Annotated in this window: 22 protein-coding genes; 9 read left to right on the top strand and 13 right to left on the bottom strand. The window is 59.0% G+C overall.

Annotated features, from left to right (window positions below; all coding sequences use genetic code 11):
- Window positions 1-34: 34 nt before the first annotated feature.
- Window positions 35-1,573: a murein biosynthesis integral membrane protein MurJ gene (murJ, locus tag C9422_RS19410; protein WP_116581815.1), complete on the bottom strand. Its 1,539-nt coding sequence runs from the start codon at window positions 1,571-1,573 to the stop codon at window positions 35-37.
- A gap of 252 nt (window positions 1,574-1,825) precedes the next feature.
- Here murJ and rpsT point away from each other — a divergent pair, with 252 nt between their 5' ends.
- Entirely contained in the window at window positions 1,826-2,104 is a 279-nt protein-coding gene (gene rpsT / locus C9422_RS19420) for a 30S ribosomal protein S20 (protein WP_007970922.1), read from the top strand.
- Window positions 2,105-2,285: 181 nt separating this feature from the next.
- Here rpsT and C9422_RS19425 read toward each other — a convergent pair whose 3' ends face one another.
- The 5 genes from C9422_RS19425 to rplU form a co-directional block, all read right to left on the bottom strand.
- A complete protein-coding gene (locus C9422_RS19425) occupies window positions 2,286-2,750 on the bottom strand; it encodes a CreA family protein (protein ID WP_015096894.1) in 465 nt (154 codons plus the stop codon).
- A 12-nt stretch (window positions 2,751-2,762) separates the two neighbouring features.
- Window positions 2,763-3,881, bottom strand: a complete 1,119-nt coding sequence (gene proB, locus C9422_RS19430; RefSeq protein ID WP_033047437.1) for a glutamate 5-kinase — start codon at window positions 3,879-3,881, stop codon at window positions 2,763-2,765.
- 133 nt (window positions 3,882-4,014) lie between these two features.
- Window positions 4,015-5,238: an Obg family GTPase CgtA gene (gene cgtA, locus C9422_RS19435; RefSeq protein ID WP_008052064.1), complete on the bottom strand. Its 1,224-nt coding sequence runs from the start codon at window positions 5,236-5,238 to the stop codon at window positions 4,015-4,017.
- 195 nt (window positions 5,239-5,433) lie between these two features.
- Complete coding sequence (gene rpmA / locus C9422_RS19440) at window positions 5,434-5,691, bottom strand: 50S ribosomal protein L27 (protein WP_003281574.1); 258 nt, start codon at window positions 5,689-5,691, stop codon at window positions 5,434-5,436.
- Between the two features lie 35 nt (window positions 5,692-5,726).
- Window positions 5,727-6,041, bottom strand: coding sequence for a 50S ribosomal protein L21 (gene rplU / locus C9422_RS19445; protein ID WP_003176051.1), 315 nt, complete (start codon window positions 6,039-6,041; stop codon window positions 5,727-5,729).
- Between the two features lie 240 nt (window positions 6,042-6,281).
- Between rplU and C9422_RS19450 the strand changes: the two genes are divergently transcribed.
- The 3 genes from C9422_RS19450 (at window position 6,282) to C9422_RS19460 (ending at window position 8,195) form a co-directional block, all read left to right on the top strand.
- A complete protein-coding gene (locus tag C9422_RS19450) occupies window positions 6,282-7,250 on the top strand; it encodes a polyprenyl synthetase family protein (RefSeq protein WP_007970914.1) in 969 nt (322 codons plus the stop codon).
- Window positions 7,251-7,395: 145 nt separating this feature from the next.
- Window positions 7,396-7,737 (top strand): zinc ribbon domain-containing protein YjdM, encoded by a 342-nt coding sequence (locus tag C9422_RS19455; RefSeq protein WP_116581816.1) that lies wholly within the window; start codon window positions 7,396-7,398, stop codon window positions 7,735-7,737.
- Between the two features lie 200 nt (window positions 7,738-7,937).
- Window positions 7,938-8,195 (top strand): hypothetical protein, encoded by a 258-nt coding sequence (locus C9422_RS19460; protein ID WP_007970910.1) that lies wholly within the window; start codon window positions 7,938-7,940, stop codon window positions 8,193-8,195.
- Between the two features lie 134 nt (window positions 8,196-8,329).
- Here C9422_RS19460 and C9422_RS19465 read toward each other — a convergent pair whose 3' ends face one another.
- The 3 genes from C9422_RS19465 to C9422_RS19475 all read right to left on the bottom strand — a co-directional run bounded on the left by C9422_RS19465 (window position 8,330) and on the right by C9422_RS19475 (window position 10,050).
- Window positions 8,330-8,947, bottom strand: a complete 618-nt coding sequence (locus C9422_RS19465; RefSeq protein ID WP_007970907.1) for an FKBP-type peptidyl-prolyl cis-trans isomerase — start codon at window positions 8,945-8,947, stop codon at window positions 8,330-8,332.
- A 120-nt stretch (window positions 8,948-9,067) separates the two neighbouring features.
- A complete protein-coding gene (locus C9422_RS19470; protein ID WP_007970906.1) occupies window positions 9,068-9,358 on the bottom strand; it encodes a DUF6482 family protein in 291 nt (96 codons plus the stop codon).
- A 203-nt stretch (window positions 9,359-9,561) separates the two neighbouring features.
- A complete protein-coding gene (locus C9422_RS19475) occupies window positions 9,562-10,050 on the bottom strand; it encodes a TIGR00645 family protein (protein ID WP_007970904.1) in 489 nt (162 codons plus the stop codon).
- 170 nt (window positions 10,051-10,220) lie between these two features.
- Here C9422_RS19475 and C9422_RS19480 point away from each other — a divergent pair, with 170 nt between their 5' ends.
- The gene (locus tag C9422_RS19480; RefSeq protein WP_116581817.1) at window positions 10,221-12,050 is read left to right on the top strand and encodes a hypothetical protein; all 1,830 of its coding nucleotides are present in this window, start codon (window positions 10,221-10,223) and stop codon (window positions 12,048-12,050) included.
- Between the two features lie 6 nt (window positions 12,051-12,056).
- Here C9422_RS19480 and C9422_RS19485 read toward each other — a convergent pair whose 3' ends face one another.
- Both C9422_RS19485 and C9422_RS19490 read right to left on the bottom strand, forming a co-directional pair.
- Entirely contained in the window at window positions 12,057-12,398 is a 342-nt protein-coding gene (locus C9422_RS19485) for a hypothetical protein (RefSeq protein ID WP_007970902.1), read from the bottom strand.
- A 338-nt stretch (window positions 12,399-12,736) separates the two neighbouring features.
- Window positions 12,737-15,175, bottom strand: coding sequence for a Lon protease family protein (locus C9422_RS19490; protein WP_007970901.1), 2,439 nt, complete (start codon window positions 15,173-15,175; stop codon window positions 12,737-12,739).
- 279 nt (window positions 15,176-15,454) lie between these two features.
- On the opposite strand from C9422_RS19490, the gene C9422_RS19495 reads away from it, so the two are divergent.
- From C9422_RS19495 to C9422_RS19515, 4 genes are all read left to right on the top strand, one after another.
- On the top strand, window positions 15,455-15,943 hold the full coding sequence (locus C9422_RS19495; RefSeq protein ID WP_007970900.1) for a DUF3015 domain-containing protein: 489 nt from the start codon (window positions 15,455-15,457) through the stop codon (window positions 15,941-15,943).
- 224 nt (window positions 15,944-16,167) lie between these two features.
- Window positions 16,168-18,021, top strand: a complete 1,854-nt coding sequence (locus C9422_RS19500; protein ID WP_116581818.1) for a DUF4105 domain-containing protein — start codon at window positions 16,168-16,170, stop codon at window positions 18,019-18,021.
- A gap of 216 nt (window positions 18,022-18,237) precedes the next feature.
- Window positions 18,238-18,594, top strand: coding sequence for a hypothetical protein (locus C9422_RS19510; RefSeq protein ID WP_116581820.1), 357 nt, complete (start codon window positions 18,238-18,240; stop codon window positions 18,592-18,594).
- A 70-nt stretch (window positions 18,595-18,664) separates the two neighbouring features.
- Entirely contained in the window at window positions 18,665-19,159 is a 495-nt protein-coding gene (locus tag C9422_RS19515; RefSeq protein WP_116581821.1) for a GreA/GreB family elongation factor, read from the top strand.
- On the opposite strand, the gene gdhA is transcribed toward C9422_RS19515, so the two are convergent.
- Complete coding sequence (gdhA, locus tag C9422_RS19520; RefSeq protein ID WP_116581822.1) at window positions 19,156-20,493, bottom strand: NADP-specific glutamate dehydrogenase; 1,338 nt, start codon at window positions 20,491-20,493, stop codon at window positions 19,156-19,158. The genes C9422_RS19515 and gdhA overlap by 4 nt on opposite strands.
- Before the next feature lie 373 nt (window positions 20,494-20,866).
- The gene (gene ettA / locus C9422_RS19525) at window positions 20,867-22,531 is read right to left on the bottom strand and encodes an energy-dependent translational throttle protein EttA (RefSeq protein WP_007970893.1); all 1,665 of its coding nucleotides are present in this window, start codon (window positions 22,529-22,531) and stop codon (window positions 20,867-20,869) included.
- Window positions 22,532-22,611: the final 80 nt, after the last annotated feature.

Genomic DNA, 22,611 nt, shown 5'->3' on the forward strand with positions numbered 1-22,611 from the left:
CGTCGGCTCGCCCGTGTTTATCGAGGCCGGAACCTCAGCCCAGCGTCTTGCGATTGAAGTCGCGCAAACGGAAGCCCATCAACACTAACATGCCGAAATAGGCCACCACACCGGCAACGACCAAAGCACCCAGACGCAGGAAACGCTCAAGCATCTGGCCCTCACCCCAGGCCGGCATGAAATGCATCCCGGCCAGCAAAACGCCAGACATCACCGCCACCGCAATCACCAGCTTGAAACCGAACTTTGCCCAGCCCGGTTGCGGCTGGTACATCTGCTGTTTACGCAGCTGATAGAAGAGCAACCCCGCATTGAGGCAGGCGCCGGCGCTGATGGCGAGCGCCAGGCCCGCGTGAGCCAGAGGACCAATCAGCAGCAGGTTAAACAACTGAGTGACGACCAGCGTGAAAATTGCGATTTTCACCGGCGTGCGGATGTTTTGTTGCGCATAAAAGCCCGGCGCCAGCACTTTGATCACGATGATTCCGAGCAACCCGACGGAATAGGCGATCAACGCACGCTGGGTCATGGCCGCATCATGGGCATCGAACTGACCATACTGGAACAGGGAAACCGTCAGCGGTTCGGCCAGAATCCCCAGCGCCAGGGCGCAAGGCAATACCAGCACGAAGCACAGTCGCAGACCCCAGTCGAGGATGCGCGAGTATTCGTGGCGATCCTTGCTGGCGTAGGTCTTGGCCAGGGTCGGCAGCAGAATCGTCCCCAGCGCCACGCCCAACACCCCGGACGGCAGCTCCATCAAACGGTCGGCGTAATACATCCACGACACGGAACCGGCAACCAGGAAAGACGCGAAGATCGTGTTGATGATCAGCGAAATCTGGCTCACCGAGACACCGAGAATGGCCGGCAACATTTGCTTCATGACACGCCACACACCGCTGTCACGCAGGTTCAGGCGCGGCAGTACGAGCATGCCGATCTTTTTCAGGTGCGGTAACTGATAGAGCAACTGTGCCAGGCCGCCGACCAGTACCGCCCAGCCGAGCGCCATGACGGGCGGATCGAAGTACGGCGTCAAAAACACCGAAAAGATGATCATGCTGACGTTCAACAGGGTCGGCACGAAGGCCGGCACCGAAAAGCGGTTCCAGGTATTGAGGATCGCGCCGGCCAACGACGACAGGGAAATCAGCAGGATGTAGGGAAAGGTCACCCGCAACAAACTGGAGGTCAGTTCGAATTTTTCCAGCGTGTTGGTGAAACCCGGCGCCGTGACCCAGATGACCCACGGTGCGGCGATCATGCCCAACGCTGTGACCAGCGCGAGCACCAGTGTCAGCAGGCCCGAGACGTAGGCGATGAAGGTACGCGTCGCCTCTTCGCCCTTCTGGCTTTTATATTCGGCAAGAATCGGCACGAACGCCTGGGAAAACGCCCCTTCGGCAAAGATTCGCCGCAGCAGATTGGGCAATTTAAAGGCGATAAAGAAGGCGTCCGTCGCCATTCCTGCGCCAAATGTGCGCGCGATGAGGGTGTCTCGGACAAATCCCAGAATCCGGGAAAGCATCGTGATAGAGCTGACGGCGGCCAACGATTTGAGCAGATTCATGGAAAGAGTTTGTGCCTGTCGATAAACAGCAGGCGAACTACGCGCCTACTTGTGCGATACTCCGCGCCGCAACAGCACAGAGCCAAAGCTCGCGAGTTTACAGGTCACACGCCGGAAAGAAATATCCCGTCGCACCACGCCTACCACTTAGCGGAACGTTTCAAGCGCCCTTGACAAGACTTCAACTCATCGGCATGATTCGCGGCCTATTTTGTTTGCTATTTCCTAAAAAGTCTTTCGAGGAGCTCGACGGTGGCCAACTCACCTTCCGCCAAAAAACGTGCAAAACAGGCTGAGAAGCGTCGCAGCCACAACGCCAGCCTGCGTTCCATGGTTCGTACCTACATCAAGAATGTAGTTAAGGCCATCGACGCAAAAGACGCTGCCAAAGCTCAAGCCGCTTACGTTCTGGCTGTGCCAGTTATCGACCGTATGGCCGATAAAGGCATCATCCACAAGAACAAGGCCGCTCGTCATAAGAGCCGCCTGAATGGCCACGTGAAGGCCCTGAACGTTGCCGCTGCTGCCTAAGCGACACGCTCATTAAAAAACCGACCTCAGGGTCGGTTTTTTATTGCCTGTGATTTGGTGAAGCACACAAAAAATGTGGGAGCGGGCTTGCTCGCGAAGGGGCCATCACATTCAACATCATCGTTGACTGACAGTCCGCATTCGCGAGCAAGCCCGCTCCCACAGTTTGTTTTGCGTCAGATTATTGGGCGTGCGCCCACGGCAGAATCGGAATCGCCGTCACCGCATTCTGCGGACTACCCTCGATCAAGCGATCGCTGTACACCAGATACACCAGCGTATTGCGCTTCTTGTCGAGGAAACGCACCACCTGCATGGTCTTGAACACCAGGGACGTGCGCTCCTTGAATACCTCGTCGCCATCCTTGAGCTCCCCCTTGAAGCTGATCGGCCCGACCTGCCGGCAAGCGATGGACGCCTCGGCACGATCTTCGGCCAACCCAAGACCACCCTTGACCCCGCCCGTCTTGGCGCGCGACAGATAGCAGGTCACACCCTCGACCTTGGGATCATCAAAGGCCTCGACCACGATCCGGTCATTTGGCCCGACGAACTTGAACACCGTCGACACCTGGCCAATTTCCTCGGCCGAAGCCAGCAGCGGCATCGCCAACAGCAATCCCAACAATCCTTTTGCCACGCGCATTCAGGTATTCCTTCAGACCAGGATCAGGTTATCGCGGTGAACCAGTTCCGGCTCTGCCATGTAACCCAGCAGACCGACAATCGCCTCGGACGACTGACCGATGATTTTTTGCGCTTCCAGCGCGCTGTAGTTGGCCAGGCCGCGGGCAATCTCACGACCGTCCGGCGCCACGCAAACCACCATCTCGCCGCGACGGAAGCTGCCCTGCACCAATTTGACCCCGACCGGCAGCAAGCTCTTGTTGCCCTGGGACAACGCGGTCACCGCACCGGCATCCAGCACCAGAGTGCCACGGGTTTGCAGATGACCGGCCAGCCACTGCTTGCGTGCCGCCAGCATGCCGCGCTCCGGCGAGAGCAAGGTGCCGATGCGCTCGCCCGCCTTGAGGCGATCCAGCACACGCTCAAGCCGCCCACCGACGATGATGGTGTGAGCACCGGAACGGGCCGCCAGGCGCGCCGCGCGCAGCTTGGTCTGCATGCCGCCACGCCCCAGCGCCCCGCCCGTACCGCCCGCCACCGCATCGAGCGCCGGATCATCGGCACGCGCTTCGTAAATCAGCTGGGCATCCGGATTGTTGCGCGGATCGGCGTCGAACATGCCATCGCGATCCGTCAGGATCACCAGCAAGTCAGCCTCGACCAGGTTCGCCACCAACGCCGCCAGGGTGTCGTTGTCGCCGAAACGGATTTCGTCAGTGACCACGGTGTCATTCTCGTTGATGACCGGAATGACCTTGAGCTCGACCAATGCGCGCAAGGTACTGCGGGCGTTCAGGTAGCGCTTGCGGTCGGACAGGTCGTCGTGGGTCAGGAGAATCTGCGCGGTATGCCGGCCATGCTCGGCAAAGCTCGACTCCCAGGCCTGCACCAGCCCCATCTGGCCGATTGCAGCAGCGGCCTGAAGCTCGTGCATCGCACTGGGTCGCGAAGTCCAGCCCAAGCGGCTCATACCGGCCGCCACCGCCCCGGAGGACACCAGCACCAGCTCGACACCCGCCTCATGCAAGGCCACCATCTGCTCAACCCAGACACCCATTGCCGCGCGATCCAGGCCTTTGCCGTCCGCCGTCAGCAAAGCGCTGCCGATCTTCACGACCCAACGCTGCGCACCTGTCACCTTGCTCCGCATCATCTTCAACCTTAGCTTGAGGACAGCGCGACCCAGCGCTGCCCGTGACGTTATTCGTGGCTATTCGCGACCAACGATTTACAGATACTAAAACGCCGCTCGATTGAGCGGCGCTTAAGTTTATCGCAACGAATCAGTCACGCACGTAAATGATTTCCGGACCGTCTTCGTCATCCACATCTTCTTCATCCCAATCATCGTCGCCGATGTCGTGGACCGACTTCACGCCGCTGCGACGCAGGGCACGCTTGTCATCCAGCGCCTGCAGCTGAGCGCGAGCCTCGTCTTCGATGCGCTGATCGAGATCGGCCAGCTCTTCCTTGTAGGCCGGGTCATTGGCCAGGCGATCAGCACGATCTTCCATGTAACGCATGATGTCGTGGCACAGACGCTCGGTACCGAGCTTGGAGATGGCCGAGATCACGTAAACCGGACCAGTCCACTCAAGGCGATCAACGATTTCCTTGACACGAGCATCGTGCTCTTCATCAAGGATCTGATCGCACTTGTTCAGGACCAGCCAGCGATCACGCTCCGCCAGGGACGGGCTGAACTTGATCAGCTCGTTGACGATCACTTCAGCGGCATCCGGTGCGCTGGCATCATCCAGCGGCGCCATGTCCACGAGGTGCAGCAGCAGACGCGTACGCGCCAAGTGCTTGAGGAAGCGAATGCCCAGACCAGCACCTTCGGAAGCGCCTTCGATCAAACCCGGAATATCGGCAATGACGAAGCTCTTCCAGCGATCGACGCTGACCACACCCAGGTTCGGCACCAGCGTGGTGAACGGATAGTCGGCAACCTTCGGCTTGGCAGCCGAAACCGAACGGATAAAGGTACTTTTACCAGCGTTCGGCAAACCCAGCAGACCAACGTCAGCCAGTACTTTCATTTCCAGCTTCAGGTCGCGCTGCTCACCCGGCTTGCCCGGAGTGGTCTGGCGCGGCGCACGGTTGGTACTGGATTTGAAACGGGTATTGCCCAGACCGTGCCAGCCACCCTGCACTACCATCAATTTCTGACCAGCCTTGGTCAGGTCGCCGATGACTTCCTGAGTTGCGGAGTCGATCACCGTGGTGCCGACCGGAACGCGCAAGATTAGGTCTTCACCCTTCTTGCCGGTGCAGTCGGTGCTGCCGCCGTTGGAGCCACGCTCAGCATCGAAGTGCCGGGTGTAACGGTAGTCCACCAGGGTATTGAGGTTTTCATCGGCCATCATGTAGATGGAACCGCCATCACCACCGTCACCACCGTTCGGACCACCGTTTTCGATGAATTTTTCCCGACGGAAACTCATGGCGCCATTGCCGCCATCACCGGCCTTTACTCGAATCGATACTTCATCAACAAACTTCATAACAAACGCCTCTCGCCATACGGACGAGCCGAAAAACAATCAAGACATAAGACTCTTGCAAAAATGAGCGCAGCGACCCCAAACCACGACACCTATATCGTACGCCGACAGCCCATACAAACAGCTTTGCAAGAGACTCACCCCACAAACGAAAAAGCCCCGTCGCGAGACAGGGCTTTTCCAGCGATCGCGCAATTAAGCTGCGACTACGCTCACGTAACGACGACCGAAGGCGCCTTTTACTTCGAACTTGATCACGCCTTCGACTTTAGCGAAGAGGGTGTGATCCTTACCCATGCCAACGCCGTAGCCAGCGTGGAATTGGGTACCGCGCTGACGCACGATGATGTTGCCTGCTTTGATAGCCTGGCCGCCATACATCTTCACGCCAAGGCGTTTGGCTTCTGAGTCGCGACCGTTACGGGTACTACCACCAGCTTTTTTGTGTGCCATGAGTTCAATTCTCCTAGTGAGGAATTAGGCTGAAATTAAGCCTGAATACCGGTGATTTTGATCTCGGTGTACCACTGGCGGTGGCCCATACGCTTCATGTGGTGCTTACGGCGACGGAACTTGATGATGCGGACTTTATCGTGACGACCTTGGGAGATCACTTCAGCCACAACGGTAGCGCCAGCAACAACTGGAGCGCCGATATTCACGTCGTCACCGTTGGCAACCAACAGAACGCGATCAAAGGTAACGGATTCGCCGGTAGCGATTTCCAGTTTTTCGATCTTCAGGTATTCACCTGGGGCGACTTTGTACTGCTTGCCGCCAGTAACGATTACTGCATAAGACATGGTATTTCTCCGATAATCCTGCTCACCCAGCTCTTTATAAGAAGAGGTATTGGCTGGCATGGCTGCATGGGGCTGGAAGGCCCGCTTGCAATTGCGTAAGGCAGGTGCTGCCCAGGAAGTTCAGGGTGCGCGATTGTACGCAAGCCACGCCAGCCTTGCAAGGGGCCGTCCATCGCGCCTTGACACCTGCTGGCGTGGGTCCTAGCATGCCGCGCAACCCTTCTGGAGCGACTGTCGCTGATGCAACCCCAAGCTTTCTACCGCGCGGTGGCGGACGATTTTAGCGCCGTCGACGGCATCATCAAGAAGCAGCTGACTTCGCGCGTGCCGCTTGTATCGAAAATCGGCGATTACATCACCTCGGCCGGTGGCAAACGCCTGCGTCCCTTATTAGTGCTGCTGTGCGGCAAGGCCTTGGGCCGTGAAGGCGACGAACTGCGCCTGTTGGCCGCCACCATCGAGTTCCTGCACACCGCCACCCTCCTGCATGACGACGTGGTCGACATGTCCGGCATGCGTCGTGGCCGCTCGACCGCCAACGCCATGTGGGGCAACGCGCCAAGCGTGCTGGTCGGCGACTTCCTGTATTCGCGCTCCTTCGAAATGATGGTCGAACTGGGTTCCATGCCAGTGATGAAGATCCTTTCGCAAGCCACGCGCATCATCGCCGAAGGCGAAGTGTTGCAGCTGTCGAAGGTGCGTGACGCCAGCACCACCGAAGAAACCTACATGGAAGTCATCCGCGGCAAGACCGCGATGCTCTTCGAAGCCTCGACCCACAGTGCCGCCGCCCTGTGCGAAGCCACGCCGGAACAGGCCGAAGCCCTGCGTACATTCGGCGATCATCTGGGCGTGGCATTCCAGCTGGTCGACGACCTGCTGGACTACAAAGGCGACGCCGAGACCCTGGGCAAGAACGTCGGTGACGATCTGGCCGAAGGCAAGCCGACCCTGCCGCTGATCTACACCATGCGCGAAGGTACGCCGGAACAGGCCGCCCTCGTGCGCAAGGCGATCCAGAAAGGCGGAATCGAAGATCTGGAAAGCATCCGCGAAGCCGTGGAAGCCTCGGGTTCGCTGGAGTACACCGCGCAACTGGCCCGCGATTATGTGGCCCGCGCGATCAAGTGCCTCGAAGCGCTGCCCGCCAGCGAATACCGCGATGCGCTGGTTGAATTGAGTGAGTTCGCGGTAGCCCGTACGCATTAAGATCAAAAGATCGCAGCCTTCGGCAGCTCCTACGCCAACCCTGTAGGAGCTGCCGAAGGCTGCGATCTTTTGCTTTCAACTCCCCGCGCCTGAAAAACCCTATATAATGTGCGCTTTTTAGCGATCCTGAATCCAAGGAGCCTTAGTGAGCACGCTGCCACCCTGCCCAAAATGCAATTCCGAATACACCTACGAAGACGGCACCCAGCTGATCTGCCCCGAGTGCGCCCACGAATGGTCCGCCAGCGGTGAAGCCGAAGCGGCGCCCGATGACTCAGTGAAAAAGGATTCGGTCGGCAATGTCCTGCAGGACGGCGATACCATCACCGTGATCAAGGACCTCAAGGTCAAGGGTACGTCCCTGGTGGTCAAGGTCGGCACCAAGGTCAAGAACATCCGCCTGTGCGATGGCGATCACGACATCGATTGCAAGATCGACGGCATCGGCCCGATGAAACTCAAGTCCGAATTCGTCAGAAAAGTCTGATCCTGCTGTTATCCATCCCGCGCCCGGCACGGGATGGAACTCCCCCCCCCGCTTCACCCGGTAAATCCAAGCAATAGCCAGACGCCAGCCCTTTTGACCTGACGCAATCTTTACCCAGGAAAAAGCGCAAACCGCCAATAGGCCCTTGCTATTTATTGAATAGGAATTATTCTCATAAAACCCTCAGTGGAGATGAGAATATGACTTATTTGATCGATGCCTGGCTGGACCGCCCACACCCTTACCTCAGGATCCTGCATCGGGAAACCGGGGAAGTCTGTGCCGTACTGGAAGAAGAAGCCTTGAACGAGCTGCAGGACCAGGGTGACCTGGACGTCAGCGGCCTGAGCTCAAGCGAGCCGGTGGTGCTCAAGGAACTGGTGCGCAATCTGTTTCTGTTCTGCTATGCCCGGGCGTTGCGCCCGCACAGTGAACTGCACCACAAGATCGAACTATGAGAGTCACCGAAAAAACTGTGGGAGCGGGCTTGCTCGCGAAAGCGGTGTGTCAGGCAACCTGTTTGTCGACTGAAAAAACGCCTTCGCGAGCAAGCCCGCTCCCACATTAGCCCGACGCAATATCGGGCCAGGTCTTACAGAACGTCAAGCAGCTCGACGTCGAACACCAGTACGCTGTGCGGCGGGATGCCGCCAACGCCTTGAGCGCCGTAAGCCAGTTCGCTCGGCACGTACAGGCGCCATTTGCTGCCGGCGTTCATCAATTGCAGGGCTTCGGTCCAGCCGGCGATCACGCCACCAACCGGGAATTCTGCAGGCTGGCCGCGCTCGTAGGAGCTGTCGAATACAGTGCCGTCGATCAGGGTGCCGTGGTAGTGAGTACGCACGGTGTCTTCACGGGATGGCTTGGCGCCTTCGCCAGCAGTCAGAACTTCGAACTGCAGGCCGGAAGCCAGAGTGGTGATGCCTTCACGCTTGGCGTTTTCAGCCAGGAAAGCCAGGCCTTCGCCAGCGGCCGCTTCAGCCTTGGCTGCAGCTTCGGCCTGCATGATTTCACGGATGACCTTGAAGCTGGCGGACATTTCTTCCTGACCCACACGGCTTGGCTTGCCGGCGAATGCGTCGGTCAGACCTGCCAGGATCGCGTCCAGGCTGACGCCCGGTGGCGGATTGTCACGCAGCTGGTCGCCCAGCTGACGGCCAATACCGTAGCTGACGCGGGTTTCGTCGGTGGACAGATTTACTTCGGACATGACACTGCTCCGCTGTGCGGACGGCCTGGAACTTGCCGTGCGTGCACAGCGCGTCCCGGAGCGCCCGGAACCAAAAGGGCCAGCAGACTAGCACAGATGACATGCCATTGATGAGGGACGTCAGGCGATCGGCACCTTCAGGGTATCCTGCACATCGGCAACCAGCCCGCACATTTCGTCATGCACGACAGTGTGCACAAGGTTGAAGTGCAACTTGGGAAAGGAGCGCAGCACATCACGGGCATGCTCCACCGAACGCAGGCTCATCGTGTGCCCGTGCATATCGTTCAAGGGATACGCCGCGCCATGCATCCGTGCTTCCAGCAGGTAGATGCCACCTTCCATGGAGATCAGGTTCAGCTCATCGACCTTCCCGGCGACGGCATAGGCATTCAACTCTTGCAGGTTCATGTACGCACCTCACGCAATGGCGAGCCAACATACTTACAGGGATAGGCTTCGGTGCATCAAAGCACAAGCCACAAACGGCGCCGCCCGTCTGTTTTGCAACCCTGTGGGAGCGTGGCTTGCCCGCGATGGCATCACTGCGGTTCGTCGTTAGACCGAGGAGATGCCATCGTGGGCAAGCCACACTCCCACAATGGAAGTTGAAATCAGTGCTTGGTGACTTTATCCAGGTAACCCATGGCGAATGCCGAGACCACGAAAGTCATGTGGATGATCACATACCACTGCAGATGCTCGGGGTCGACGTTCTTGGCGTCCATGAAGATGCGTAGCAGGTGAATGGACGAGATTGCCACGATCGACGCAGCCACCTTCATCTTCAGCGACGAAGAGTCCATGGTGCCGAGCCAGTTGAGCTTTTCCTTGCTGTCGTCGATGTCCAGTTGCGAGACGAAGTTCTCGTAGCCGGAAATCATCACCATCACCAGCAAACCGCCCACCAGCGCCATGTCGATCAATGACAGCAGCACCAGGATCAAGTCCGATTCGGCCATCGAGAACACGTTCGGGATGACGTGGAAGACTTCCTGGAAAAATTTCAGTGCCAGCGCCAACAGCCCGAGGGACAGGCCGAAATAGATCGGCGCCAGCAGCCAGCGCGAGGCGTACATTGCATTTTCGATAAAGCGTTCCATTGAAACTCACATGTGGACTGGAAATGGCGGCGAGTATATCAGTCGCCTGCCCCTATCCAGAAGCTGCCAGAAAACGTCGAAAAATCCGCCACCTGCGCCTGTGTATCAGGGTTTTTCTGCTAGTGTCCAAATCATTGAACGCTCAGTGATATTGGACAGGAAGACTGGAAATGGATGTGCGATTGCCTTTGACGAGTGCCGGAATTTGCCTGGCACTGCTGCTAAGTGGCTGCTCACCCAGCGATGAAAAACGCCAGGTCAGCCTCGAAGAAAAAACCGCGCAGTTCGAAAAGTCGCTGGACGCCATCCAGGATCCGAAGCTCAAGGACGCCGTGTCGGAGCTGGGCGGTTCACTGCTGCTGCTCGAGCGCGCGCAACTCAAGCTCGACAGCAAACCGGTGGAAACCGAATACGGCGAAGACGCCCTTGCCATGCTCAAGCACTACCCGACCCCACAAGCCCTGGTCGACACCTACATCAACGGGTTGTTTGTGCTGCAAAAAGATTCCAGTTCCGACTACCTGACCGATCTGCAACCGGTGTTTCCCTTCACGTTCAGCGTTCCTGCCGCGTTTTTGTTTCCCCACGGCCTGGAATGGCAGTCCGTCACCCTGAGCAATAAACGGGTCATTGCCTTCCAGCCGGAATGGTCGGAAACCGACCCCGGCATTCAACTCAGTCCATCGAGTTCCAACCTGACCAACCCCGATGACCTGACCGTGGCCTACCCCTTCATCGAAGGCCTCGACATCGACAAAAAAAAGCAGCCGCAGCCGGTGAGCCTGCAGGGTAAGGTCGAAGTCATCGCGCCCCGCCGGCTCTACAGCTTCGACCTGACAAAAAAGGACATCGGCCAGACCCGCACCAATGACAACCTGAGCGTCACCTTGCTCACACTGACGAACAACTACGCGGAAATCGAATACAACAACAGTGCGCCGCTGGCGCCTGAAGTCAGTGAAACACCACTGAACCCGTTGATCGTCCAGGCCAGGGACAGCACCGGGCAATACATCACGCGCGCAGGCTCGATCAACGAAACCGCGGCACAAATCGCCTTCTATCGGCAGCAACTGGCCAAGATGCAGCAACAAAAGAGCTGGAGCGAGACGCTGGAAAAGCAACTCGACGAAGAACAACGCGCCTTTGAGAAACGGCAGACCCGACGCTATTCGAAGGTGTATTTCAACGGGACGATCGAAACCCTCGAAGTCAGCATGCTGGATTTTTCCGCCGCCACGGTCACCCGCAAGGACCTCGATCTGCCGGTCCGGCGCTTCGATGCCGAGACCCCGGACAAGGGCATTCAGCCCTTGAACCTGCCCGTGGTGGTCTATGACGACCAGGCGGTAACCTGGCTGAAAGGGGCAACGCTGAGCGAGGATCAACTGAAAAAGAACGTCAGCATCAGCCAGTCGGTCGACGACCCCAGCGCTGCTCGAATCGAATTCACCCATTTGCGCAGCTTCAACGATGAGCTGCTGGGCACATCGCTCAACCCCGGTGAAAGCCCGGTGAGTTTCTTTACCGAAGACGCGCGTGGCAAACGCGACGAGCCGATCGAACTGCCACCCGAGGCCTACCAGATCGACCCGTTGCGCGGCACCATCACCTACGATCTGAATCTGTTTCCGGAAACGCCGGCCTACGCAGTGGGCTCGATGCCACTGTTCCTGGCCACGATCGAGCAAAAAACCGTCGAAACCCGTCAACTGCCCAAAGGCCTCGAGCTCAAGGACAATGCCCTGGTGGTGAATCTGAAAGCATTTCCCGCCCAGGACTGGCGCTTTTTCGCCAAGGACGACAGCGGCAATTACTTGAAGGAAATTCTATCGGTCAGCCATGGCGCGAACGCACAAGGTCGGGCGCAATTTGCCGTGCATTACTTCTACGGGCAGCCTACGCGCCTGGAAACCTACCAGCGCACTGACCTCGCCACCGTGCAATATGGTTTCGAGGTCAAACTCGACAAGGCCGACATGACACGCCTTGATCAATAGTGCGACTCAGTGCTCGGGGTGAAACTCGAAGCCGCCCAGGTTACGGCAGCGACCACCGTTGATTTCCCGCAATTGGGCTTGCAGGTGCAGGCACCAGATTTGCGGATCGTCGGCCAACTCGTAGCCGTGCAAGGTCAGGCTTTCAACGATGGTGTCGAGGATTGATTCAGCGGCGATCGGGCCATGGAACGGGCCTTGGGCCTTGATGGCCGAAGGTTGTTCACCGGCCATTCCGGCGGCGAACAACAGAGTCCACATGCCCGTGTCTCCTGCCAACGGACGGATGGCACACTCGATACGGGTCACAAGGCCCAGGCATTGACGGGTGAGGCAGAGGTTGCGCGACATGGCGGCGACCCTCGGTAGATCCGGTATTCAGCCCCCATGTGAAGGCTGTTTCGATCCTGTGATTACTGTCGATATCCCTGAGCAGAGAATAGAAGAAAAGTCTGGCTTGCAGGCCGAGGCAAGACCGAAAGGCGCCGAATGGTCATAGTGTGAATATTGACGTCATTTCGACGACGCTTTTCGATGCCCACCACAAAAAAACTTGTGGGAGCGAGCTTGCTCGCGATGGCGGTCGAACATTCAACATATTGGTCGAATGAAATTCCGATATCGTCGGAACGCCGCCCGGAGCAAGCTCGCTCCCACAAGGGATTGCACAGTTTCAGATCAACGATGCATCACGCAGGCTTGGTTTCCGCCAGTGCCTCCTGCGCCAACTCCTTCTCGGCTTCCTTGAGATCATCCTCGCTGATCATTTCCGCGATAACCCGCAAGCGTTCCACGACCCGCGCGTTCACGCTGCCTTCAGGGAACTCGCCATTTTCGTCCGGTTCGCCGGCTGGCTCGCCGACCAGCAAACTCAAGGCTTCGTCGGCCTGACGGACCGCATAGACATGGAACTGCCCCGCACGCACCGCCGCCAGCACCTTCTCGTCGAGCATCAGCGTGGCAACGTTGGCGTGAGGAATGATTGCCCCCTGCTCGCCAGTCAACCCGCGGGCTTCGCACAGACGGAAGAAGCCCTCGATCTTCTCGTTGACCCCGCCCACCGCCTGCACTTCGCCGAACTGGTTGATCGAACCGGTGATGGCAAAGCACTGTTTGAGTGGAGTTTTCGACAAGGCCGAGATCAGGGTGCAGGCCTCGCCCAGGGACGCGCTGTCGCCATCGACATAACCGTAGGATTGCTCCAGGGCGATGCTTGCGGAAATCGCCAGCGGGAATTCCTGGGCGTAGCGGCTGCCCAGATACCCCGTGAGGATCATCACGCCCTTGGAGTGGATCGGCTGGCCGAGGTTGACCTCGCGCTCGATGTCGACAATACCGCTGCCACCCGGGTACACCGTGGCGGAAATCCGCGCCGGCACACCGAAAGCCGAGTCGCCGACCTCCAGCACGGTCAAGCCGTTGCACTTGCCGACTGCTGCGCCATCGGTGTCGATCAGGATGATCCCGGCCAGCATGTCGTCGAGAATCCGCGCCGAAACCCGCCCGGTTCGCGTGGCCTTGGCCTTGAGTGCCCGTTCGATGTGCCCGGCGTCGGTCATTTCATCACCGGCCAGATGGCGGATGAAATCGGCCTCGCTGACCAGCTGGAACAAGTCACCGATACGCGCCGACAAGCGCCCCTGGTGCTCGGCCAGGCGGGCGCTGTAAGTCGCCAGACGCGCCACCGCATCGGCGGTCAGCGGTGCCATGCCTTCTTCGGAAGTACGGGTTTTGAGCAACTGGGCGAACTGCTCCAGGCTCTCGTCGACCATCGGGATGTCCTCGTCGAAATCCACCAGGACGCGGAACATCTCCTGGAAGTCCGGATCGAGGTCTTGCAGCGTGTAATACAGCTGACGGGCACCAATGATGACGACTTTGACCTGCAGCGGAATGTGTTGCGGTGTCAGGGTCACAGTGGCCAGACGGCCCAGCTCGCCCAGCGGTGATTCCATTTTCAGCTTGCGCGATTGCAGGGCGCGTTTCAGCGCGTCCCACACGAATGGCTCGCTGAGCATCTTGTCCGCTTCAAGGATCAGGAAACCACCGTTGGCCCGGTGCAAGGCCCCCGGCCGCAGTTGGCGGTAGGTGGTGTACAGCGCGCCCTGGTCTGTGCTGTATTCGATACGCCCGAAGAGGTTTTCGTAGGTCGGGTGCGGCTCGAACACCACCGGCGCACCGCCGCTGGCCGAGTGACCGACCACCAGGCTCGGTGCGTATTGTTCTTCCAGCAACTTGCGGGCGACAGCGTCGGTCTTGCTGTCGTCCACCAGTTGCTCGACCACGGTCTTGAGCAAATACACCTGCATGGCTTGCAGATAACCGCAAACCGCCGCGTTCTCGGCGTACTTCTCCGACAATGGCGACAACAAGGGTTGCAAGGCCAGAGTGATGGTTTCTTCGTTCAGGTGACGCAACTGGTTGCTCGACTCACGCTTCCATTGCGGCAGGCTGGCGAGCTCTTCGTTGAGGCGCTCTTCCAGTGCCGAAATATCTTCGTGAAAGCGCTCGCGTTCGGCTTCCGGCAGCTGGGCGAATTCAGCTTCGTCCAACGCCTTGCCATCGCCCATCGGGGTGAAGGCGATATTGCTGGCGTCGCGGTAGAGCGCGACGTCTTTCTCCAGCGCCAGACGCTCGATGACGTCCAGGGCCTTGTCGTAGCGCTGGTTGAAGGCGCGGTCGATGCCACTCTTTTTCTGTTGGTAGGACGGATGCTCGAAGACAGCCGGAAACGTCGCCAGCAGGTTGTCGATCAAGCCGTTGATGTCACCGATGAATGCACCGGCGGTGCCCGACGGCAGTTCCAGTGCACGCGGCTCGCGCGGCTCATCGAAATTGTTGACGTAGACCCAGTCCGCCGGAGTCTGCAGGCGCTTGCCTTCGGCCTTGAGGTAGCGTTTGACGAACGAGAACCGGCCAGTCCCGGGCTCGCCCATGACAAATACGTTGTAACCGGGGCGTGGCATGGCCACGCCGAACTGCAAGGCTTCGACCGCACGTTCCTGGCCAAGCACACCGCGAAAGGGCTCCAGATCATTGGTGGTAGAGAAGCTGAACTGTTCAGCGGAAAACGGACGGGTCAGCGCTTCGGGCGCTAGACGCAAGCTGGCAGCAACAGGATCAGGCATCGGGCTTCCTTAACAATCAGGCGGGGCAGATGGCAGCATTCTGGCGCTGCCCATGCCCGACTGGCAAGGAGCGCCGCAGTCCTGAGCATCGGCAATCGGCAAACCCCAGGCGGGCCGGGCTAGCGCCGCCGTTCCCCATGAATGTTTTGCAAAAAATCACGGAACCCCGCGATCGTGCCTAAACTCCAAACTGCGCGGCTGGACTAATGACCGGCCCACTGGCACCAGACGGGCCAGAACCCCCTGTCAAATTGGTATGCACATAAAGAGAACAAAGCTATGAAACGGATTCTTCTTGGTACTCTCTTCACCGCTGTATCCATCAACGCCATGGCTCAGGCGCCAGGCGGCCCGGATTGCGGTTGGGGCAACATGCTGTTCGAAGGCCAGCGTGGTACTCCGGCTCACTTCCTGGCATCTACCACCAACGGCACTTCCGGCAACGCAACCTTCGGCATGACATCCGGCACCAACGGTTGCGCAACCAACGCGTCGCTGACCTATGGCGGCAAATCCTGGTTCGCCATGAACGGCATGATGAACGAACTGTCCGAAGACATGGCCAAGGGTCAGGGCGAAGCGCTGACCACCTATGCCGTGGTACTGGGCGTAGCGCCGGAAGACCGTGCGCACTTCGCCGCCGTCACTCACGAGCACTTCCAGCAGATCTTCAGCAAGGCTGACGTGACGGCCGAAGATGTGCATACCAACACCCTGGCCGTGCTCAAGGCCGACCCTCGTCTGGCCAAGTACGCAACTCAAGCTTAAGCTCGACCCGCCCGCTTCTCATTGGGGGAGCGGGTTTTTATTTTTTGGACCTGCCCCCTTTTCGGGTAATGCCAGCCATCTGTAGGAGCTGTCGAGTGAAACGAGGCTGCGATCTTTTGATCTTTTAAAAACAAAGATCGCAGCCTCGTTTCACTCGACAGCTCCTACAGGTGAAGGACAACAATTGCGCTGGTCCTGTTTTTTTCCTGTTTAAGTTGCCGACTATGTTCAAACGCCTTGCCTGGCTGGCGCTGTGTGTCTGCGCCCCACTGTCCGCCGCGCCTCACATCGACCCTCAACGTTTGCAGCAACTGGCCAACGACCCTTTCTGGATATCCCTGGGCCATTACGAAACCGCCAAGCTCGGCGGCTGGCGCAGCTATGTCAGCGACCGAAAATTCTTCCTCGCCGCCGATGGCAATGAACATCCGGACCATGAACTGGCGGCGACTGTACAAGCCTTGTATGCCCCGGCCAGTGCCGGTGAACAGCACGCGCAATGCGTCTACCCGGCCCGCACCCGCTGGCTCAAGGAACAACTCGACCTGACCGGTCTGCCAACGCCGGACTGCGCAGCGTTCAAACAATGGTTCAAGGACGTCTCGCCCGACAGCGCGGTGATGATCTTCCCGGCAGCTTACCTGAACAGCCCATCCTCGATGTTCGGCCATACCCTGCTGCGCATCGACCAGGCTGAAGTGAAGAGCGACAAGACTTCGCTGCTCAGTTACGCGATCAACTTCGGCGCCTACATCGAGGGCTCGGACAACAGCATCATCTATGCCTGGAAAGGCCTGATGGGCGGTTATCCCGGCCTGTTCGCGATGGTGCCCTATCAGGAAAAGCTCTCGGAATACCGCAGCCTGGAAAACCGCGACCTGTGGGAATACCGCCTTAACCTGACCCCACAGGAAACCGCGCGCATGGTCGAGCACGTCTGGGAGCTGAAACAGATCAAATTCGACTATTTCTTCTTCGACGAAAACTGCTCATACCGCTTGCTGGAACTGCTGCAAGTGGCTCGCCCGGGCCTGCGCCTGACCGAGCAATTCCCGCTCACGGCCATCCCCACCGACACCGTCAAGGCCGTGAAAGCGGCCGGGCTGGTGGAATCGATCCAGTATCGCCCGTCCCGAGAGCGCGAGTTGCTCAGTCGCGCCGAGCCGTTGAACCCTGAAGAACAGCAATGGGTGCTGAAAGTCAGCGCCGACCAGAATCAATTGCAGGATCCGACATTCAAGGCTCAGCCCCGCGACCGCCAGGCGCTGATCATCGATGCCGCCTACCGCCTGGAGCGCTATCGCGCCAACGGCCAGGAGCGCGATCCGGCGCGCGCCCAGCGCAGCTTCGAACTGCTGCGGGCGATCAACCAGAATCCGGCGCCGGAGCTGAATATCCCGCAACCCGGCTTGCCTGAAGACGGTCACGAGTCGCGCACCTGGCAGCTCGGTCTCGGCACCCGTGGAGACAAGGCCTTTGGCGAGTACGGCTTGCGCATGGCTTATCACGACCTCAACGACAACAGCGAAAGCTTTCCCCTTGGCGCGCAGATCGAAATCCTGCAATTGAAACTTCGCCAGTACGAAGGCAACGACTGGCAGGTGCAGCAACTGGACCTGGCAACCATTCGCTCCCTGACTCCGCGTAACGAATTGCTTCAACCGCTGTCATGGCAAGTCACCGGGGGCCTGGAACGAGTGCCGGGCAAGCACGATGACCAAACCCTGGTCAGCCATGTCAACGGCGGTGGTGGTGGAACCTGGCAACTGAGCGAGGACATGCTCGGATTTGTCCTGGGCACTGTGCGTGTCGAGCACAACAACGACTTCGCCGAATTCATCGCGCCGGCCGCCGGTTTCAACAGTGGGGTGCTGTGGAAAAACCCGCTGGGCAATCTAAGCCTCGAAGCCAAGGGCGATTACTTCACCAATGGTGAAGTGCGCCGCAGCCTGAGCCTGAATCAGCAATGGGAAATCTCCCGCAATCTCGGACTGCGCTTGAGCGCCCAGCGAGAGTTCAGCCATCTGGCGTCGGCCGAGAACGAAGTGATGCTTGAGCTGAAGTGGTACCACTACTGACCCCAACGCCACGTACCCTTGTGGGAACGGGCTTGCTCGCGAAAGCGGTGTGTCAGTCAGCATTAATTTTGAATGACAAATCGCATTCGCGAGCAAGCCCGCTCCCACAGGGGGTTATGTGGCGTTCGACAAAAAGCGTACACAGCTTTCACATACACCCGACGAATCCACCTCTAGACTTTCTCTATGGGCCACGTATCGGCCTGGGAGAGTGAAATGTGGCGGTGTGCAGGATGGTTGGCTGTGTTGTTGCTGATCGCAGGTTGCCAGTCAACCCACGATGACCTGCTCGCCAAAGGTTACCCGCCCGCCTTCGCCGATGGCTTCGATGACGGTTGCAGCAGTGGCCGGCAGGCCGCCGGGGCGATCACCGGCGAGTTCCGCAAGAATGTCCCGCGCTACCTCAAGGATCCGTTGTACGCCGAAGGCTGGAGTGATGGCTTTCGTCAGTGCCAGGCCATGCGGGATAACCAGGACAGTGGGGATGGGCGCAATAGTCATCTGCAAGAGCGCGACAAAGCCTGGCAGCAACAGAAAGACCAGGACGCTGCCCGGGCCTATCACTCGCCGTAAGTCGCTTTCAGACATCCAGTGAAACCAAATGCCTGCGACCATGGCCCAAATCCTATATCGGGAGATTTTCATGAGTCGTGCCTTCGTCAATGAAGATAACGCCGCCGCGCAAGCCGATCAGCCCGTCGAACGGCAAGTCAGCGCGCAGCCCAATTACGTCACGCCGCAAGGCCTGAGCCTGTTGCAGAGTAAAGTCGCCGAACTGCAAAGCCTGCACGCCGAACAATCGGCAAAAGGCGAGCAGGCCGACAAGCAGCGCCTGGCGGATCTCGAACGAGATTTGCGTTACTTCAAGCAGCGTCTGGGCAGCGCTCAGGTGGTACCCGCCGCGACGTCGACCGAGAAAGTGCAGATCGGCAGTTGGGTGACCTACGCCGATGAACACGCCACCGAACGCCGGGTACAACTGGTGGGCGAAGATCAGGCCGATGCCGCCCATGGCCTGATCAATTGGGGTTCACCGCTGGGCCGGGCACTGCTCGGTGCACGACTCAACGATGAAGTGCTGTGGCAGCGGCCTGCCGGGGATCAACTGATTGAAGTGATCCGTATCGAGCCGACTTAGACCACGCCCTGGGCCAGCATGGCATCGGCAACTTTGACGAAGCCGGCGATGTTCGCGCCCTTGACGTAGTTGACCCGACCATTCTCTTCGCCGTAATGCACGCAGGCGTGGTGGATCGACTGCATGATCGCGTGCAGCTTGCTGTCCACTTCACCTCCGGTCCACGCCAGGCGCATGGCGTTCTGCGACATCTCCAACCCGCTCACCGCCACGCCACCGGCATTGGACGCCTTGCCCGGCGCGAACAGAATGTCGGCCTCGATAAACAGGTCTACCGCCTCCAGGGTGGTCGGCATGTTCGCGCCCTCGGCCACACAGATGCAGCCATTGCGCAGCAAGGTTCGAGCGGCTTCGGCATCCAGTTCGTTTTGCGTCGCGCACGGCAGCGCGATATCGCAGCTCAGGTTCCACGGAAGCTCACCGGCGCGGAACTCCAGGCCAAAACGGCCGGCCAGTTCACGGATGCGTCCGCGCTGTACGTTTTTCAGTTCCAGCACCGCCAGCCATTGCTCCTCGGTCAAACCGCTTTCGCAATACAACGTGCCTTCGGAGTCGGACAGCGAAATCACTTTGCCGCCCAGGTCCATGACCTTGCGCGCCGCGTATTGCGCGACGTTGCCGGAGCCGGAGATCGCTACGCGTTTACCTTCCACGGCCAGGCCACGGCGCTTGAGCATTTCCTCGGCGAAGTACACGCAACCGAAACCGGTGGCTTCCGGACGAATCAGGCTGCCGCCGTAGCTTGGACCTTTGCCGGTCAGCACGCTGGTGAACTGATTGCTCAGGCGCTTGTACTGACCGAACAGGAAGCCGATTTCCCGCGCGCCGACACCGATATCCCCGGCCGGCACGTCAACGTCCGCGCCAATGTGGCGGTACAGTTCGCTCATGAAGGCCTGGCAGAAGCGCATGACTTCCGCGTCGCTTTTGCCTTTGGGGTCGAAGTCGGAACCACCCTTGCCGCCGCCCATGGGCAGTGAAGTCAGGGAGTTTTTGAAGGTCTGTTCGAAGGCGAGGAATTTCAGGACGCCCATGTTCACCGACGGGTGAAAACGCAGGCCACCCTTGTATGGGCCGATCGCGCTGTTCATCTGGATGCGGAACCCGCGATTGACCTGGACCTTGCCCTGGTCGTCGACCCATGACACGCGAAACACCACCGCCCGCTCCGGCTCGCAGATGCGCTCCAGGATGCCGGAGGTCAGGTAATGCGGATTGGCTTCAAGAAAGGGCCACAGGGTACGCAGGACTTCTTCGACAGCCTGGTGAAATTCGGGTTGATCCGGATCGCGTTTTTTCAGGCGCGCAAGGAAGGATTCGACGGATTCGATCATGGAAAAGTCTCGGCAAATTTATTGTCGTTGGAGGAGATTGAGCCGGACTGTAACAAACGATTCGCGCACAAGAACAGAGCAAAATGTCGCATTAATGAAATTAAATGGTGCACATGATATAAATTCACCCGGTTTTCCAGGTCATTCATGCACCTGAATGGGGAGAGCAACTCAAGTCTTGCACCAACAAATACATCGCCATCGCTGGCAAGCCAGCTCCCACAAGTTTTGTAGCCGAGCACACATTTTGGGCATTACCCAAACCCTGTGGGAGCTGGCTTGCCAGCGATGAATGCGCCACGGTATCCCTGAAAAAACCAACGCAAAAAAAACGGAGCCCGAAGGCTCCGCTCTTTATGCAACCAACCCAATATCAGGCCAGCTTCTTGTGCCGTACACGATGCGGCTGGGCAGCCGCTTCGCCGAGGCGTTTTTTACGGTCGGCTTCGTACTCGGTGTAGTTGCCTTCGAAGAACACTGCTTGCGAGTCGTCTTCGTACGCCAGGATATGCGTCGCGACGCGGTCAAGGAACCACCGGTCGTGGGAGATCACAATGGCGGCGCCCGGGAAGTCCAGCAGGGCTTCTTCCAGGGAACGCAGGGTTTCAACGTCGAGGTCGTTGGACGGTTCGTCGAGCAGCAGGACGTTGCCGCCCTCTTTCAGGGTCAGGGCCAGGTGCAAGCGACCACGCTCACCACCGGACAGGTCCTTGACGAACTTCTGCTGATCGCCGCCCTTGAAGTTGAAGCGACCGACGTAGGTGCGCGACGGGATCTCGTAGTTGCCGATGCGGATCTGGTCGGAACCGTCGGAAATCTGCTGGAACACGGTCTTGCTGCCGTCCAGGTCTTCGCGGCTCTGGTCCACGCAAGCCAGTTGCACGGTTTCGCCGACTTCGATGCTGCCCGAATCCGGCGTTTCCTTGCCCATCAGCATGCGGAACAGGGTCGACTTACCGGCACCGTTACCGCCGATCACGCCGACAATGGCGCCTTTAGGCATGGAGAACGACAGGTTGTCGATCAGCACGCGGTCGCCGTAGCCCTTGGTGACGTTCTTGAATTCGATGACCTTGTCGCCCAGGCGTGGACCGGCCGGGATGTAGATCTCGTTGGTTTCGCTGCGCTTCTGGAATTCCTGCGATTGCATCTCTTCGAAGCGTTGCAGACGAGCCTTGGATTTCGACTGGCGGGCCTTGGCGCCTTTGCGCACCCACTCCAGTTCTTCCTTCATGGCCTTTTCGTGGGCCGACTGCTGCTTGGATTCTGCAGCCAGACGATCGGACTTGGCTTCCAGCCAACCCGAATAGTTGCCCTCGTACGGAATGCCCGCGCCGCGGTCGAGTTCCAGAATCCAGCCAGCGACGTTGTCCAGGAAGTAACGGTCGTGCGTGATCGCAACCACAGTACCCGGGAAGTCGTGCAGGAAATGCTCGAGCCACGCAACGGAGTCGGCGTCCAGGTGGTTGGTCGGTTCGTCGAGCAGCAGCATGTCCGGTGCGGACAGCAGCAGACGGCACAGGGCCACACGACGCTTTTCACCACCGGACAGGTGTTCGACCTTGGCATCCCAGGCCGGCAGACGCAACGCATCGGCGGCGACTTCCAGCTGGCGTTCCAGGTTGTGGCCGTCGCTGGCTTGCAGGATGGCTTCGAGCTTGGCCTGTTCGGCGGCCAGTTTGTCGAAATCGGCATCCGGATCGGCGTAGGCCGCGTAGACCTCGTCCAGGCGCGCCTGGGCGTCCTTGATCACGCTGACCGCTTCCTCGACCACTTCACGCACGGTCTTGGTCGGATCCAGTTGTGGTTCCTGCGGCAGGTAGCCGATGTTCAGCTCCGGCATCGGACGGGCTTCGCCCTCGAACTCGGTGTCAACGCCAGCCATGATTTTCAGCAGCGTAGACTTACCCGAACCGTTGAGGCCGAGTACACCGATCTTGGCGCCGGGGAAGAACGACAGAGAAATGTTTTTCAGGATTTCCCGCTTCGGCGGAACAACTTTGCCCAGCCGATGCATGGTGAATACGTATTGAGCCATGGAGAACCTAGGGTCAGTGACTGATGAATGATTGGAGCGCAGGCAATGCCCGGCCAGACCGTGCGCGTCGCTCGCTTGAG

The sequence above is a fragment of the Pseudomonas sp. B1(2018) genome (genome assembly GCF_003097365.1).
In the GTDB taxonomy this organism is placed as follows: domain Bacteria; phylum Pseudomonadota; class Gammaproteobacteria; order Pseudomonadales; family Pseudomonadaceae; genus Aquipseudomonas; species Aquipseudomonas laurylsulfatiphila.

What these genes read in the sequence shown, in the direction of transcription:
- ettA (WP_007970893.1), bottom strand. Translation starts at nt 22,531, where the DNA reads ATGGCTCAATACGTATTCACCATGCATCGGCTGGGCAAAGTTGTTCCG.
- C9422_RS19425 (WP_015096894.1), bottom strand. Translation starts at nt 2,750, where the DNA reads ATGCGCGTGGCAAAAGGATTGTTGGGATTGCTGTTGGCGATGCCGCTG.
- C9422_RS19485 (WP_007970902.1), bottom strand. Translation starts at nt 12,398, where the DNA reads ATGTCGCGCAACCTCTGCCTCACCCGTCAATGCCTGGGCCTTGTGACC.
- C9422_RS19515 (WP_116581821.1), top strand. Translation starts at nt 18,665, where the DNA reads ATGAGTCGTGCCTTCGTCAATGAAGATAACGCCGCCGCGCAAGCCGAT.
- C9422_RS19500 (WP_116581818.1), top strand. Translation starts at nt 16,168, where the DNA reads ATGTTCAAACGCCTTGCCTGGCTGGCGCTGTGTGTCTGCGCCCCACTG.
- C9422_RS19490 (WP_007970901.1), bottom strand. Translation starts at nt 15,175, where the DNA reads ATGCCTGATCCTGTTGCTGCCAGCTTGCGTCTAGCGCCCGAAGCGCTG.
- rpmA (WP_003281574.1), bottom strand. Translation starts at nt 5,691, where the DNA reads ATGGCACACAAAAAAGCTGGTGGTAGTACCCGTAACGGTCGCGACTCA.
- C9422_RS19475 (WP_007970904.1), bottom strand. Translation starts at nt 10,050, where the DNA reads ATGGAACGCTTTATCGAAAATGCAATGTACGCCTCGCGCTGGCTGCTG.
- C9422_RS19495 (WP_007970900.1), top strand. Translation starts at nt 15,455, where the DNA reads ATGAAACGGATTCTTCTTGGTACTCTCTTCACCGCTGTATCCATCAAC.
- C9422_RS19480 (WP_116581817.1), top strand. Translation starts at nt 10,221, where the DNA reads ATGGATGTGCGATTGCCTTTGACGAGTGCCGGAATTTGCCTGGCACTG.
- C9422_RS19460 (WP_007970910.1), top strand. Translation starts at nt 7,938, where the DNA reads ATGACTTATTTGATCGATGCCTGGCTGGACCGCCCACACCCTTACCTC.
- C9422_RS19465 (WP_007970907.1), bottom strand. Translation starts at nt 8,947, where the DNA reads ATGTCCGAAGTAAATCTGTCCACCGACGAAACCCGCGTCAGCTACGGT.
- C9422_RS19510 (WP_116581820.1), top strand. Translation starts at nt 18,238, where the DNA reads ATGTGGCGGTGTGCAGGATGGTTGGCTGTGTTGTTGCTGATCGCAGGT.
- rplU (WP_003176051.1), bottom strand. Translation starts at nt 6,041, where the DNA reads ATGTCTTATGCAGTAATCGTTACTGGCGGCAAGCAGTACAAAGTCGCC.
- proB (WP_033047437.1), bottom strand. Translation starts at nt 3,881, where the DNA reads ATGCGGAGCAAGGTGACAGGTGCGCAGCGTTGGGTCGTGAAGATCGGC.
- C9422_RS19470 (WP_007970906.1), bottom strand. Translation starts at nt 9,358, where the DNA reads ATGAACCTGCAAGAGTTGAATGCCTATGCCGTCGCCGGGAAGGTCGAT.
- C9422_RS19450 (WP_007970914.1), top strand. Translation starts at nt 6,282, where the DNA reads ATGCAACCCCAAGCTTTCTACCGCGCGGTGGCGGACGATTTTAGCGCC.
- gdhA (WP_116581822.1), bottom strand. Translation starts at nt 20,493, where the DNA reads ATGATCGAATCCGTCGAATCCTTCCTTGCGCGCCTGAAAAAACGCGAT.
- murJ (WP_116581815.1), bottom strand. Translation starts at nt 1,573, where the DNA reads ATGAATCTGCTCAAATCGTTGGCCGCCGTCAGCTCTATCACGATGCTT.
- cgtA (WP_008052064.1), bottom strand. Translation starts at nt 5,238, where the DNA reads ATGAAGTTTGTTGATGAAGTATCGATTCGAGTAAAGGCCGGTGATGGC.